At 55.7% G+C, this 13,918-nt stretch carries 14 protein-coding genes; 6 read left to right on the top strand and 8 right to left on the bottom strand.

All coding sequences use genetic code 11. The annotated features are described in order from the left end of the window. Nucleotides 1–35: 35 nt before the first annotated feature. The 3 genes from HMPREF2958_RS07430 to modA form a co-directional block, all read right to left on the bottom strand. A complete protein-coding gene (locus HMPREF2958_RS07430; RefSeq protein WP_070697556.1) occupies nt 36–1,415 on the bottom strand; it encodes a molybdopterin molybdotransferase MoeA in 1,380 nt (459 codons plus the stop codon). A 30-nt stretch (nt 1,416–1,445) separates the two neighbouring features. Beyond that, nucleotides 1,446–2,282: a molybdate ABC transporter permease subunit gene (locus HMPREF2958_RS07425; RefSeq protein ID WP_246828079.1), complete on the bottom strand. Its 837-nt coding sequence runs from the start codon at nt 2,280–2,282 to the stop codon at nt 1,446–1,448. A gap of 107 nt (nt 2,283–2,389) precedes the next feature. Next, nucleotides 2,390–3,211, bottom strand: a complete 822-nt coding sequence (gene modA, locus HMPREF2958_RS07420) for a molybdate ABC transporter substrate-binding protein (RefSeq protein ID WP_070697555.1) — start codon at nt 3,209–3,211, stop codon at nt 2,390–2,392. Nucleotides 3,212–3,391: 180 nt separating this feature from the next. On the opposite strand from modA, the gene moaA reads away from it, so the two are divergent. The 5 genes from moaA (at nt 3,392) to HMPREF2958_RS07395 (ending at nt 8,184) form a co-directional block, all read left to right on the top strand. Continuing rightward, a complete protein-coding gene (gene moaA / locus HMPREF2958_RS07415; protein ID WP_070449065.1) occupies nt 3,392–4,615 on the top strand; it encodes a GTP 3',8-cyclase MoaA in 1,224 nt (407 codons plus the stop codon). A 3-nt stretch (nt 4,616–4,618) separates the two neighbouring features. Beyond that, nucleotides 4,619–4,885, top strand: a complete 267-nt coding sequence (locus HMPREF2958_RS07410; RefSeq protein ID WP_070697554.1) for a MoaD/ThiS family protein — start codon at nt 4,619–4,621, stop codon at nt 4,883–4,885. Between the two features lie 107 nt (nt 4,886–4,992). Then, on the top strand, nt 4,993–5,682 hold the full coding sequence (locus tag HMPREF2958_RS07405) for a molybdenum cofactor guanylyltransferase (protein ID WP_246828077.1): 690 nt from the start codon (nt 4,993–4,995) through the stop codon (nt 5,680–5,682). A 27-nt stretch (nt 5,683–5,709) separates the two neighbouring features. Beyond that, nucleotides 5,710–6,978 carry a molybdopterin molybdotransferase MoeA gene (locus tag HMPREF2958_RS07400; RefSeq protein ID WP_070697553.1) on the top strand — a complete coding sequence of 423 codons (1,269 nt, stop codon included), beginning with the start codon at nt 5,710–5,712 and terminating at the stop codon, nt 6,976–6,978. 183 nt (nt 6,979–7,161) lie between these two features. Further along, nucleotides 7,162–8,184: a LacI family DNA-binding transcriptional regulator gene (locus HMPREF2958_RS07395; protein WP_070449068.1), complete on the top strand. Its 1,023-nt coding sequence runs from the start codon at nt 7,162–7,164 to the stop codon at nt 8,182–8,184. Nucleotides 8,185–8,345: 161 nt separating this feature from the next. Here the strand turns inward: HMPREF2958_RS07395 and HMPREF2958_RS07390 are convergent, their stop codons facing one another. Both HMPREF2958_RS07390 and HMPREF2958_RS07385 read right to left on the bottom strand, forming a co-directional pair. Continuing rightward, nucleotides 8,346–9,050, bottom strand: a complete 705-nt coding sequence (locus HMPREF2958_RS07390; RefSeq protein WP_013397644.1) for a GNAT family N-acetyltransferase — start codon at nt 9,048–9,050, stop codon at nt 8,346–8,348. A gap of 304 nt (nt 9,051–9,354) precedes the next feature. Continuing rightward, entirely contained in the window at nt 9,355–9,732 is a 378-nt protein-coding gene (locus HMPREF2958_RS07385; RefSeq protein ID WP_256370925.1) for a PTS sugar transporter subunit IIA, read from the bottom strand. Nucleotides 9,733–9,876: 144 nt separating this feature from the next. Here HMPREF2958_RS07385 and HMPREF2958_RS07380 point away from each other — a divergent pair, with 144 nt between their 5' ends. Continuing rightward, complete coding sequence (locus HMPREF2958_RS07380) at nt 9,877–10,230, top strand: hypothetical protein (protein ID WP_070449073.1); 354 nt, start codon at nt 9,877–9,879, stop codon at nt 10,228–10,230. Nucleotides 10,231–10,660: 430 nt separating this feature from the next. Here HMPREF2958_RS07380 and HMPREF2958_RS07375 read toward each other — a convergent pair whose 3' ends face one another. The 3 genes from HMPREF2958_RS07375 to rplJ all read right to left on the bottom strand — a co-directional run bounded on the left by HMPREF2958_RS07375 (nt 10,661) and on the right by rplJ (nt 13,546). Further along, entirely contained in the window at nt 10,661–12,196 is a 1,536-nt protein-coding gene (locus HMPREF2958_RS07375; protein ID WP_070697551.1) for a glycoside hydrolase family 32 protein, read from the bottom strand. Between the two features lie 325 nt (nt 12,197–12,521). Further along, a complete protein-coding gene (rplL, locus tag HMPREF2958_RS07370) occupies nt 12,522–12,899 on the bottom strand; it encodes a 50S ribosomal protein L7/L12 (protein ID WP_004005325.1) in 378 nt (125 codons plus the stop codon). A gap of 116 nt (nt 12,900–13,015) precedes the next feature. Continuing rightward, nucleotides 13,016–13,546, bottom strand: a complete 531-nt coding sequence (gene rplJ / locus HMPREF2958_RS07365; protein ID WP_004005327.1) for a 50S ribosomal protein L10 — start codon at nt 13,544–13,546, stop codon at nt 13,016–13,018. Between the last annotated feature and the right edge of the window lie 372 nt (nt 13,547–13,918).

Raw genomic sequence — 13,918 nt, 5'->3', positions numbered from 1 at the left:
TTAAGATCTGTGTTGGGGTGAGAGTTCAGCCGGGTTTAGTTATCCGTAAGCCGGATGCGGTGGTACCGCACCGTTTCTCCCCCAGTGTACGTGGTGCCCGGCGCCAGCTCGATGAGCACATCGGCGGTCGCAGCGTGATGAAGCAGATGCGATCCGGGCAAAACATCAGGGTATAGCTCCACCCGATAGGTTCCCGGTTCGGATTCAACCATCGCCAGGTTACCGCGCAAAAATTGGCGTTTATTGGCCGGTGCCGTCAGCGGTTTATCAATGACGAGCACGCCGCGCGGGGCATTTTCGAGAGTCGCCATGCGCGAGGCCACCTCGTGCGGGGTGCCGTAAGGTCCGCCCGCACGCAGGTAGGGGCGAAGCATCAGCACATAGGAAATAAGGGTACTGACGGGGTTGCCAGGGAAAGAAATCATGGGCAGGCGATGCCCGTTGAAATCCAGCACGTTCACGCCCTGCGGTCCGCCGGGCTGCTGGCTCACATGTCCGAACCAACTAAGCGGAATTGGCAGCCCCAAAGACGGTGCCATAGCGATGGCATTGCGCACAACCTCGTATTTGCCGTGGCTGATCCCGCCGGAGGTGATAATAATATCCGGTGCGAAAGTCTCATATTCTTCCCGCAAGTGCTCGATCAGAAGCTCCGGATCGTCTCCGATCGAGATGCGCCGCACCACGGCGCCGTCCTCGACCAGCATTGAGGTGAGCATGGGACCGTTAGCATCATAAATCTGGCCGTAGGCAAGCTCTGTAGCCGTATCGTCACCGTCTTCGGTGAGGGTGGGGCGAATCTCGTCGCCGCCGGTGCACACCAGCACGCGCGGTCCGCAGGCAACCGTCACGCGGGTATACCCCTGCGCGGCGAGTGTACCCAGCAGTGCGGGTGTCACGCGCTCGCCAGAGCGCGCCATAATTTGCCCAGCTACCACGTCTTCGCCACGTCGACGTATAAACTGCCCTTTGGGCGCCTGAGGGAGCCTAATTTTTTCGCTGGGACGCCCGAAGGATTCGGGTAAGTCTGGATATTCGATGCGCTCAGAATGCTCAACCGGCACCACCGCAACATATCCCTTAGGAATGGGGGCACCAGTCATAATCGGGTAGGTTAAATCGTCGGATGCGCGCGAACGCTGCAGCGGCCGCCCCGCCGGAATTTCACGCCCCACCGTAAAGATGCGGTTCTCACGGCTGGCGCCCTCGGCGGTTAGGGCGTAACCATCCATCTGGGAGTTATCGAAACTCGGTACATCAAGCCTGGCCAGCACATCCTGCGCAAGGATACGGTCGGTAGCACGCGCCAGCGGCAGGTTTTCGGCGCGACCAATAAAAGTATCACGCAGTAAAAGCGCCAGATAGGCGCGATACTCTTCGGTGCTGGGGGTGCCATCGAACTGGGGCTTGTGCATCTGTACTCCCAAATGGTGATGAATTATCTACTAGCTATTGTAAGAGGCTTTGGCACGCAGTTTCTTCACCACGGAAAATAGGCCGAGCAGACCAAAGATGCACACGTACAGGCTTATGAGCATGAGAGCATTGCCCAATGCGGAGCTCATGCTTCCACCAGCGATCGCCAATTCGATACCGAGCGGAATAGTTTCGGTTTTGCCCTGCACATTACCCGCGAAGGTGACTGTGGCACCGAATTCGCCGAGCGCTCGTGCGAAGGAAAGCAGGAAAGCGGTAGCAATTCCCGGTGCCGCTAAGGGAAGGAGCACCCTATATGTAATTTCGGAGGATTTTGCCCCTTCCACCCGAGCTATCTGTTCGTATTCTTCAGGGATAACCTGCAGGGTTGTTACGGCGGTCGCCACGAAGAAAGGCAGAGCCACGAAAGTTTGGGCAAGAATAACTGCGGTGGGTGTAAAGGGAATCATAATGCCCGCGTGGTACAGATGCTCACCGATCATACCCTTACGCCCCCAGAAGAAGAGCAGCCCCAAACCCGAAACCACCGGGGAGAGGATCACGGGCGTATAAATAATCGCGTACAGTACTCCCCCAAATTTTTTCAGGCGCGAGCGGCTGAGCACTTTAGAGAGCACCAGCGCTAAGGGGGCGCCTAAAAGCCCGCAAATCAGCGTCGAAATACTGGCAGTGGTGAGCGAGAGACGCGCGGCGTCGAGAACTTCTTTGTCGATAATGTCGTGCAGGCGCATCCAGGGGATGTTGTACAGCAAACCCACGAGCGGACCCAGAATAAGCAGGAAACCCAGGAGCGCGGGAACGGCAAAATAACGGGGAACGGCAGTGAAAGCAGTATGTTTTTTCACGGGTACGTCTTTCGGAATCTGCGGCGACACAGCCGCCTCCTGCAAGAATCTCGCAAGGTTCTTTCAGGAGGCGACCGTTACGTGACAGCTGTTATGCACTGAAGATTCTAGTTTGCCTGAGGAGACTCGAAGTCGTACTTCGCCAGAATCTTCTGGGCTTCATCCGAAGAGAGCCATTCGTTAAACTTCTTCGCAGCGTCTGAGGAAGAACCCTTAGTGGTCAGTGCTGCGGGGTACTCGTTCCTGGGAACGTCCGGCAGGTCTACCGAACCCAGGTTCTTGCCGTCTTTCTTAGCGGCGGCAAGGTCGGTCGTATAGATGAAGCCAGCATCCGCGTTACCGGTAGTGACCTTGGTGGTCACTTCGCTCACGTTGCCTTCGGTGGTCGCGTTCTTAAGCTCAATATGGTGTTTCTTGAGCTCTTCATCCGCCAGGGTACCGCAGGGCGCGTTCACCTTACATACGGCAACAACACCTTCGGTGTTCTTCAAATCGTCCAGCGAGTTAATCTTGCCGGGGTTACCCTCGGCGGTGACCAGTACCAGCTTGTTGGTGGCGATAACCTCGCGCTTGGCATCCTTGAATTCGTCGAGTTTAGCCGCCTTATCCATGTTCTGGGTATCGGCGGTAATCAGGAGATCCGGGCTTGCGCCCTGCTCGATCTTCTGCACCAGCTTGGAGGAACCTTCGAAGGAGTAGGTGATCTCAACGCCGGGGTTTTCCTTCTCGAACGCTTCCTTCAGCTCGACACCCGCATTGCGCAAGGAAGCAGCCGCATAGACCTCAACCTTGCCAGACACGGATCCGGATGCTGCCGAAGAAGCAGAGGCAGACGCATCGGTGTTAGAGGAGTTGGAGCCGCATCCGGTCATGGCGACAGAGGCAAAAAGTGCCGCGCTGGCACTGGCAACCTTCAACGAAGTTTTCATAGTGTATGTTTCTTTCCTGTGGTGTGATGACGCACAATAACGTGCATTCCCGCCGCGATAATAATGTGCCGTACGTTTGCGCTCGATGTAACTTAAGGTACGCACACTATCCTCATACCCGCAGACATGGAATAATCTAATTGTCACCTCTAATATACGAATTTTCTTTGAGGTCATTCCATGGCATACACCGCCGGTTCAGGTCGGACACAGCTTATTGCGGGCCCCGTGTTACGCACCTTAGCTTCTGAGCAGGATGCGAACACGGCTTTTGTTACGCCCGAAAATTCTGGTGACGCCCAAAAGCCCTTACATAAACCCGCACGCAAGACCCCATATATTACAAACCGCGGTCCGCTCTTAGATAGGTGGGGGCGCATCGCCACCGATTTGCGGATTTCGCTGATTGATAAATGTAATCTTCGTTGCATTTATTGCATGCCCGCCGAAGGTCTGGAGTGGCTGCCTAAAAATAATCTACTAACATCCGCTGAAATTGCACGCCTTGCCGACATCGCCATTCGTGAACTTGGAGTCGAAGAAATTCGTTTTACCGGCGGGGAGCCCCTGGTGCGCGCAGACCTCGTCGATATTATCGGGCGAATTCACCGCGAACACCCCACGATTCCGCTGGCGATCACCACCAACGGCATAGGGCTTGAAAAACGTGCGCAGGCGCTCGCCGATGCTGGATTAAGCCGCATCAATGTCTCACTCGACACTATCTGCCCCGAAACCTTCGCCGAGTTGACCCGCCGCGATAAGCTGGGGTCGGTTCTTAAAGGTATTGACGGCGCGGCAGCAGCGGGTCTAAAACCCATCAAAATTAACGCTGTGCTCATGCCCGGTATCAACGACGCTCAGGCTCCCGAACTTCTGCAATGGGCGCTTGACGGCGGCTACCAGCTGCGGTTTATCGAGCAGATGCCGCTAGATGCCGATCACAAATGGACGCGTGAAGGAACGATTACGGCGGCACAGATTCGCACGATGCTCTCCGAACACTTCGTTCTGGGCACAGTCGCCGAAAAACGCGGCGACTCCCCCGCCCAGCTTTGGGAGGTCTACCCGCTGGGTACCGCCCTCGACAGTGCCGGGTTCCCGCGCGAAGATACCGCTTCGCTCGGGCGTGTGGGTATTATCGCCTCGGTCACCGAATCATTCTGCGGAGCGTGCACCCGCACCCGCCTGACCGCCGACGGCAAAATCCGTTCCTGCCTCTTCTCGGATTCCGAAACCGACCTGCTCGACCTGCTGCGTTCGGGCGCCAGCGACCGCGAGATTGCCTTGAGGTGGCGCGAAGGTATGTGGTTCAAACCGCGCGCTCACGGCAAAGAAGACGCTGATTTCGATATTGAAGAGTTCGCTCAAGCAAGCCGCTCAATGAGCGCTATCGGAGGTTAAAACGTGCAGATACATTTCTTCGCTGCCGCACGTGCCGCATCTGGCGTTGCCGAGACACAGGTGAGCCTTACAGACCTGGCAGAGCCGACCCTGCGTGCGCTCGTCGAAAAATTGGGTGGGGAGTTTACCGGGAAAACTGCCTCCGGCATGACGCTCGCACAGGTTATGCACCAGTGCTCGTTCCTGATCGACGGTACCCGTTCCGAACTCGATACCGTGCTCACCGATAATGCGCGCGTAGACGTTCTGCCGCCCTTTGCTGGCGGGTAAACTCAGACTTATGGGCTGTCGTTCGCTTTTGGCGGTTGCTTCATGTTTTCCGCCAGGATGCGCACCACGCTACACTTGCTGCCATCATCCCGGAAGGTCTCACCTCTGTGCACACACCGCATGACCCATTACGTGCGCCGGATAACGGTACACGAACCCAGCATTCGGTGACCCGCACCGCCCAGATTCCCGCGTTCTGCGCCATTATTGTGGCGGGCGGTAAATCTTCGCGTCTCAATCACACCCCGAAGGCCGGGCTTTCCAATGGTTCCCACACTCTTTTGGAACGCGCGCTTGATGCCGCCGGGCAGGCACAGCTGCGCGTAGTCGTAGGCCCCGAAACCTTGCCGGTGCCATCGGACGCACTGCATACGCGCGAAGACCCTCCCTATTCCGGTCCTGCGGCGGCGCTTCATGCCGGACTCGAAAAACTAGCGGCAGCCTATGCGGCGTGCGAACAAGCCCCTCCCGCGTGGTGCCTTATTTTGGGGGTAGATACCCCGCAGATAGCGCCCGCAGTGCAGAAACTTCTCGCGCACACAGTAGACGCACCGACCGAAACTCTGGGGTATTGGGGCGTAGCGGAGGGAGTCTTCCAACCGCTCATTGGCATCTACCGGTTCGCACCCCTACGCGAAGTCTTTGCAGAGGGCAGCACAAACGCCTCCGTGCGCTCTTTTGTGAAGCGTCTTGCCCCGGTCGCCGTCGAGCTCGATCCCGCGCATACTGCCGACGTCGATACCTGGGAGCAGGCGCACGAACTCGGCTACAGCACCCCACGCTGGCTCGACTACTAATAACCATCAACTTCAGCAGAGGATTCCATGTCTCACCACCATCCACCCGCCGTTTCCTGGCATGAAGCACGCGAACTGCTTCACGCCGCCGCGAGCGCGCTCACCCCAACACTGAGCATCGAGGCTCTCCCCCTGCAGGCGACCATCGGCAGGTATGTGGCGGAAGACCTGACGGCGCGCATGCCTGTGCCGCACTATAGTTCTTCGGCGATGGACGGGTATGCGGTCGCCGGTGCACCGCCTTGGCGTCTCGTATCGCCGGATTACCCCGAGGATGCGCGCACAAACGTTCACCGTCTGGCGGTGCCCATTACCGCTGGGGAGGCAACCCCGATTCTCACGGGTGGGCTTCTGCCCGAGGGGACCGAGGCGATTGTGCGTGAGGAGCATTCCCACCGGTACGAGGGTGCCGGTGCGCTCGGTTCAGGAATTCACTATCTTGACATGGCGGAGGGTTACACGGCCCCGGAACCCGGAACGGATATCCGCTATGCGGGCGCGGAGCTTTCTCCCGGCGCGATTCTAAGCTCTCGCGGCGATCTTATGACGGCGCAGCGCGCGGCATTCTTGGGAGTCAACGGTTTTGACGAGCTTCCCGTGCTTAAGAACGTTCCGGTGCGGTGTGCTTTCACGGGGAACGAGGTTATTACCTTTGGTATGCCCTCTCCCGGCCAGGTTCGGGATGCGTTCGGCGGTTTTCTGGAGGTCTCTCTCGCAGCGGCCGGGTGCGAGGTGCGTCCTTCCGCGCGGCTTGCGGATATCGCCGAAGAATTCCACACCTTTGTGACGACCTCGACGGCACGCATCCTGATTTTTACGGGTGGGTCGAGCACATCCGGGATAGACATGGTGCGGCAGACGCTTACCGATATTGGTGCCGAGTATATTTTCGAGTCGGTGCGGGTGCGACCGGGGCATCCAGCGTTGGCGGCGAAGATTCCCGCCCCCGAAGAGGGCATGAATGCGGGACAAGAGCGTTTGGTGCTGGGCCTTCCCGGTAACCCGTTGGCAGCGTATACGGCGTTATATTCGTATCTTCCCGTAATCCTGGCGGGGCTGCGCGGTCTGCCGATTCCGGCGCTTGATCGGGCCGAACTCGCTACGGATATTCCGCCTCTGCGCAAGCGTTCTCAGCATCGTCTCATGCCGGTGCGGGTTTCTGAAGGTAAGGCGTATCCTCTGGACGCTCTAGCCTCTCATATGCTTTCAGGGCTGGCTCAGGCGACCCACTTTGCTCTCGTGGATGCGACCGGACAGAGGGCGGGCACGCACGCAATTCTCGTGCCTGTTTTCTAGCCCGCACATCGTTCTGCTGTACAGGCCGGATTACCTAAGTACCCCGGAACCCCGCTCAGTAAAAAAACTTGCCGCATGAGGGAAGATATGCCGTACTGTAAACACGGGCTCGCACAGGGTTCTCGGTGCATCCGGGAGGCTGTATAGTGTTGGGAGATTATCTGACACGCGAAAGGACGCGCTATGGCACAGCCCAAACTCGGCGATGTCGCCGCCCGTGCCGGGGTTTCGCCCACGACAGTCTCGCGAGTGTTGAATAACCGCGGCTATTTGAGCCAGAAGACTCGTGACAAGGTTTTTGCGGCTATCCGCGAGCTAGGCTACCGTCCTAATGCCATTGCCCGTTCGCTTCAGGAGCGGCGTTCGCATATTATCGGGCTTATTTTTCCGACCGTGGCGCATCCTTTTTATGGGGAAATGGTGTACCGTTTGGAGTCGCGTTTGGCGAACGCGGGTTACCGGGTGATTCTGTGCAATAGCGATGAGCAACCAGAGCTTGAGCACCGTTATTTAGATATGCTTTTTGCCCACCAGGTGGACGGAATTATTACCGGCTCTCATTCGCAGGCCGTCGCGCAGCTTCCTCAGGTACAGGCGCCGCTGGTGGCTATCGATCGCCCCGAAACCGGCCCTTACCCCAATATTCGTTCCGATAATTATGCGGGGGCACGGCAAGCGACCGAGCATCTGATCGGCACTGGGGCGCGACGTATACTGCACATTACCTCGACCCTAGGTGAACAGAATTTACGGCAGAGAGGTTATGCGGATGCGCTCACCGCCGCCGGGCTGTCGCCGGATTTTCTGGAGCTTGGGTTTCACGAGTCAGCGGAGCATCAGCGCAACATGCTGTACAAATATCTTGATGCGCGTCGCGGCACCCAACCCGTTGAGGCGGTTTTCGCATCGAATGATACCTATGCGTCGCTCGCCTTGGCTTGGGCTCAGAGCCGCCGGGTGCAGGTGCCCGAGGAATTTCAGGTTATAGGTTTTGACGGTACGGATACGGTTCACACACTTCTGCCCGAACTTGCGAGCGTGGTGCAACCGATTGATGCTCTTGCCGAGCGTGCCGTTCAGCGTTTAACGGAGGCGATCGCAGCCGAGACCGAGGAAGATGCAGAACCCGCAGATGCTAGGGGCGGTGAGGATATTCTGCCGGTAACCCTGCGGTTGGGCGGCACGGTGCGGTCTGCACGAGATTGAGTGTTGTGCATACGCCGTATCACGTGTTTAATATGCCCAAACGACCGCTCAAGCTTTAAGGTATTTCCTCTCAAATATTTCAGATAAAAATACGTGTCTTGAACCCTCGCAACGTTAGAATTGCGAGCGCTCAAGACACGCGGCGATGAATTGGGTACGTTCTATGAGGAGGAGCCGACGAGCTCCCGCATCATGAAATGTCCCTCGTCGTGAGAGTCTTCTTCACGGACAGATACGCTGTGCTCATCATCCTGAGCGGTTTCAAGATTCATGGGGTACAGCATGCCCATATAGGGGTCTCCCGAGGCGAAGGTGCCCATAGGAATGAACCCAAGACGCTCGTACAGAGCGGCGCTGCGCGGGGTGGATGCCTCCAAATATGCGGCGGTACCGTCAAAACGGTCAATTGCGTGGCGCAGGAGCTCCGTTCCAACTCCAAGACCCTGAGCTGCCTTTCGTACCGCAATCGTGTGCAGATACCAGTGCTTAAACTTCGGACGGTACTTGTGCAGTTCACGATTCTCAGCCATCACATGCCGCATAGTACGCGGTCCCAAGATCCTCATGAACTTCGCGTTATCTCGAAGCTCTTGTTTGACATCGGTCTGCTGATTTTCGGGGGAAAGCCACAGGGCAGTACCCAAAATCTTTCCGTCGAGATCAACGGCGACGTCTACACATCCGCGAGGCATATAGGTGCCTTCGAGCTGGACTTCAAAGCGTGCGCGCAGTTTATCTTCCTGCGGTTTTTCGCCCAAGACCTTGTACATATAGGGGTCGTTCAGGAACGCCTCGGTGAGCGTATCAAGAACCTGCGATACTTCTTCTGGACGAGCTTGGCGGACGGTGTACGGGGTGGTATTCATGATGATCACCTTTCATGTGGTTGGGTACTAGCTATCGGCTGGGTTGGGTTCTCATCCCCTCTCAATCTCTGCATTTTTATGCAGAAAACACTGACATATATAACGTTATCTAACTCACCAGAAGCGAACAAGGAGGTACGACACATTTCCCTACAGCGTCACACCCCGTTCAATGTAACGCGGAATTCTGCGAAACCATTGTCACCACAACGAAAAACGTGGCACCCCATCAGAGATTTTCGTGATGGGGTGCCACGTACTTTATGCACCTCTGAGCGTAAATTTATGTCTCGCTCAGTGAAATCTATGCCGAAGTTTTCTCTTTGAGGCCAACCTGAAGCAGGTTGTCACCGGCAGCAACAGAGGCACCCGAAGTCTGTGCATCACGTACAGCGGTGGTGAGTTTCTTCGCGTTGGTAATGACCAACGGAGTCACCAGCACATACCCGGCATCCTTGATGGCGGGAATATCGAACTCGGCGAGAACATCGCCGCGTTTGACGGTATCGCCCTTGGCAACCTTGGGGGTAAAGTGCTTGCCGTCCAGCTCGACGGTATCCATACCGATATGCATGAGCAGATCCAGCCCCTCTTCGGTGCGCATGCCGTAGGCGTGACCGGTGGGAAATGCCACAGTAATCTTACCGTCGGCGGGCGCCACAAGGTATTTCTGGTCATTTATAAATAGACAAAATACATAGGTAAATTAAATATTTTACTTTTCAAGCACAATTAATATCTTGTAATACTATCAAAAATATTGCGCGAAGAACTTATCTTATATAGCTTGGGTTTTAGGTAAGGATATTCCACCTTAGGAGGTACCATGGCTCGCGTAAATCTCAAGAGTTTTACTTTAATCGCTGGATTGTCAGTAGCCTCTATTTTAGGGGGCATACCGTCTGCTAATGCAGTAACTTACACTCCACCATGGCGCATTTACTCCGACATTACTGAAATCTATAGCGGTCGGGAGCTTCTTGAAGGACCAGATTGGCAACAGATTATAGGTCCTGGCCGTAAAGCATGCGAAGAAAAATACGGAAACATTAATCGATTAGGTGTGTACAATATCACCTTTGATCAGCATGTCGTGACTAACCAAGTAGACAATGTTGGCTTCACCACTAATTTTAGGTGTGAGTATGTGTTCGCAGGAGATGGTTCTGGACACATGTAAGAGTTAGAATACGGATAATAAAGGAGGGTTAATGTATTAGGAAGTTACTTCCTAATACATTAACCCTCCTTGTTTTGGATGTTCCAAATCCAATTCACATGTTTTTGCTACCTTTGCTTTGAGGATGATCGCAGGAGTAAAGTGCTAGCAGCCCAAAAGGAGCCGCCGCAGCCGCCGCGCGGATGTTGTCCACGCCTCCGACATCCTGCAGCACGCGCTCTGCCACTAATTTGTGGTCCACGCTACTCTCCTTTGGATTGGCACCCCAAGGTGCTGTCTGTGTTAAAGGCGGTGAAAAATCACCGTTTCGTGATATGTCAATCGCTTGACATGTTAGTATGCAGTGTACCCGAAGATAGGAGCCTGGGACCATGAAATCCCAGGCTCCTGCACAATATATTTTTTCTACTTATGAAACTCCCTAATGGGGCTAGTTTTTTCGGGCATACTCAAGCGAAAGAACCTTCCCGCCGGTCAGACGAACACGGCGTTTCTCACCTTTGAAGAAGGTGCGGGCACTAAATACCTCTGCACCCAGCGAAGCCGCAAGCTTACCGCCCACGAAGAGTTCGGCAGCCGAGCCATCGACGAGCAGCTCGAACTGGCGGGTCTTAGCACGTTTGAGGGTACGGCGGCGCAGGCTGCCTCCCTCGGTGTAGCGGGTTCCGCCGCGATCCATCTGCACGAAATCCTGATCCAGTACGATACTCAGCGCCACGCCGTGCGTATCCTTAATCTTGATTTTCACGCGTTCATCGGCAACGTTCACGCGGCCACGCAGGCGGAAGACGCGCGCATCCTTAAGCTCTTTGAGCTTACCTTTCTCGTCTGGCTCGATTGGCTGAAGCGGCATGGCGTCGTCAAGCTGAGGCACGGGATGCTGATAGAGCTTACCATCGCGCAAGTGCAGTTCGCGGGGGAAGGTCATCATATGCACCCAGCGTTTCGACCAGGACGGCTGGTCGTCCTGCTCGGCATTGCCGAACCAGGCGATCATCACGGTTTCGTCGTGGGGCGCATCCTGAGCCGCTGAGATTCCGGTGCCCGAGATAGTCTGCGGGGCGTAGAATTCGAAGCCCGCATCCAGCTCGGTAAAGGGGGTTTCTACCTTGAATTTGAGGGTTTTAGGGTTGAACTTACCCACAATATAACCGCTCTGGTAGATGTTGAGGTACTTCTCCCCCATCGGCTTCAAACCCTGCGGGCTGAAGATGAGCACATCCCGCATCTCGCCGGTAACTTCGTCACGCAGCTGCAGCAGAGAAGGACACTCGAACATGTAGCATTTCTCAAGTTCTTTAGCCTTGATGCCCAGCTCGCCCTTGAATTTCCAGTCGCGGCGATCTTTCGAAGTGTACACGACCACGGCACCGGTCTTATCTTTGCGCTGCGCGCCGATGACCATCCACCATTTTCCGTCACGCTCAAATACGTGAGGGTCACGATAATGAGCCGTGTAACCATCGTGAGGACCAGAAATAAGCGGCGGAAGCTGGCGAACGGGGCTCGCATCTTTACCTGCGGTGGCAAGAATCTGGTAAGCTTCACGCTTATTCTTAGAGTCTTTGACGTTGCCCGTGTAGAAGAACTCGAAACCGCCCTTCACGCGAATACCCGAGCCCGAGTAGCATCCGTGGGAGTCGTAGCGGGTATTCGGAACCAGCGCGGTCCCCACGTCTTTCCAGTCTACGAGGTTGGTGCTCACGGCGTGGCGCCAGTACACTTTGCGTTCGGGGTGAAGCGGCGAGTACTGGTAGAAGGCGTGGTAATTGTGCCCGTCATAGACCAGTCCGTTGGGGTCATTCAGTCTTCCTACCGGAGGCGCTAAATGCAGCGCCGGATAGTCGCGGTCAGATCGAACAGCAGCGCCGAAGGTATCCAGAACGTCTTGTGCCTCAAGGGCTAGGTCTCGTTCGGGGCGTGCTTTCGATGCGTTCTTTGAGGTCTTGGTTTTCTTCGGGCTCATGGTCTCGATCTTTTCAACTCTCAGATATCTGTGCTCTGCTCCCCCGGCTGTTGGCAATATACCTCTGCGTGGGGGTTCAAGCGTTTATCATACCAGCCTATGAACGCCTTCCCTAGGGTCATGCGCCTTTTATTGTCCGATGTACAGGCAGACTCAGCATCGCCACAGCTGGCGTACAGTTTAAAGGTTTCTCCGGGGTTAGATTCCTTCCTGCGTATTGTAAGAACAACACGAACACGTTTCATGTTTTAGGGTTAAAAGCCGCTGGGCGGCGCATCCGTGGTGGATGCGCCGCCCAGCGTAATAAGAATCGAGAAGAAATCGATTACTTGAGGGTAACGGTTGCGCCTGCGCCCTCAAGCTGCTCCTTAGCCTTCTCAGCGTCTTCCTTGGAAGCACCTTCGAGGATGGGCTTGGGTGCGCCGTCAACGAGGTCCTTTGCTTCCTTCAGGCCGAGGGAGGTCAGAGCACGAACTTCCTTAATCACGGCGATCTTCTTGTCGCCAGCGGATTCGAGGATAACGTCGAATTCGGACTTCTCTTCAGCAGCGTCGCCGCCGCCAGCGCCGCCTGCTACAACTGCAACGGGAGCTGCAGCGGTAACGTCGAACTCTTCCTCAAATGCCTTAACGAACTCAGAAACCTCTACGAGGGACAGTTCCTTGAAAGCTGCAATGAGTTCTTCGATGGACAGCTTAGCCATGTGTGGCTCCTTCACTATCAGGTGCGGGTCTTGCCCGCGGTCTGGTTTATTAGTACCCTGCCCGGGCGGGCGGGTTGAAGTTTTGGTGCGTTTTCACGCGGTGAGGTTCGGGGAGCTTATGCTTCCTCCGAAGCCTCCTCGGCTGCAGCGGGGGCTGCGCCTTCCTGCTCTTCCAGCTTGACGCGCAGTGCGTCCACAGCCTGGGCAACGCGGGCAATAGCAGCCTTTGCGCCACCGGCAACCTTGGACAGCAGAACCTCGCGAGATTCGAGGTCAGCGTAGCGCTTCACATCGTCCTCGGTCAGGGTTTCACCCTCGTAGTAACCGGTCTTCACGATAAGCTGGGGGTTTGCCTTGGCAAAGTCACGCAGTCCCTTAGCAGCATCAACGAGGTCACCCTTGATGAATGCCAGCGCGGAAGGACCCTGAAGCTGGCCCTCAAACGAGTTGATGCCAACTTCCTTTGCTGCAATGGCAGCAAGCGTGTTCTTCACCACGGCGTATTCGGTCTCAGCACCGAGTGCGCGGCGCAGCTCCTTGAGCTGTGCCACCGTGAGACCGCGGTATTCGGTCAGGATGACTGCGTTCGAGGCTTCGAAGAGTTCCTTCAGCTCGGATACTGCAGCGATCTTTTCCTGAGTCGCCATGGTAGTTCCTTCTTCCGATTCTTGTAAGGTCGCCGAATAAGTGCAGTGTTTGAGGCAATAAAAAATGCCCCGACGCACAGGCGTACGAGGCAGACAGCAAAAATGCATCCACGTAGGATGAAACTGTCACATCGGGCACCTGCGCGGGCGGCGATTTCCCGATAGGAAATCTGCTCTTATCAGAGATTAGGCTGTGTCCTCTTGCGGTAAGATACCGAAATTTGCACAGCACATAGCTCTAGACCGGCGGTCTTTGGTCTAATCATCATGACAGGTTAACTCGGCAAAAGCAAGTTCTTCCTTCCCAGAAAGCGTACCTATGCGAAAAATCATTCTTTGGCCTGTCGTCCATAAAAGCAATTTTCTAACCAG

Source organism: Rothia sp. HMSC036D11, assembly GCF_001814205.1.
GTDB classification, from domain to species: Bacteria; Actinomycetota; Actinomycetes; order Actinomycetales; family Micrococcaceae; genus Rothia; species Rothia dentocariosa.
The sequence above is the reverse complement of the archived record's forward strand: the minus strand, read 5'-3'. Positions and strand labels throughout refer to the sequence as shown.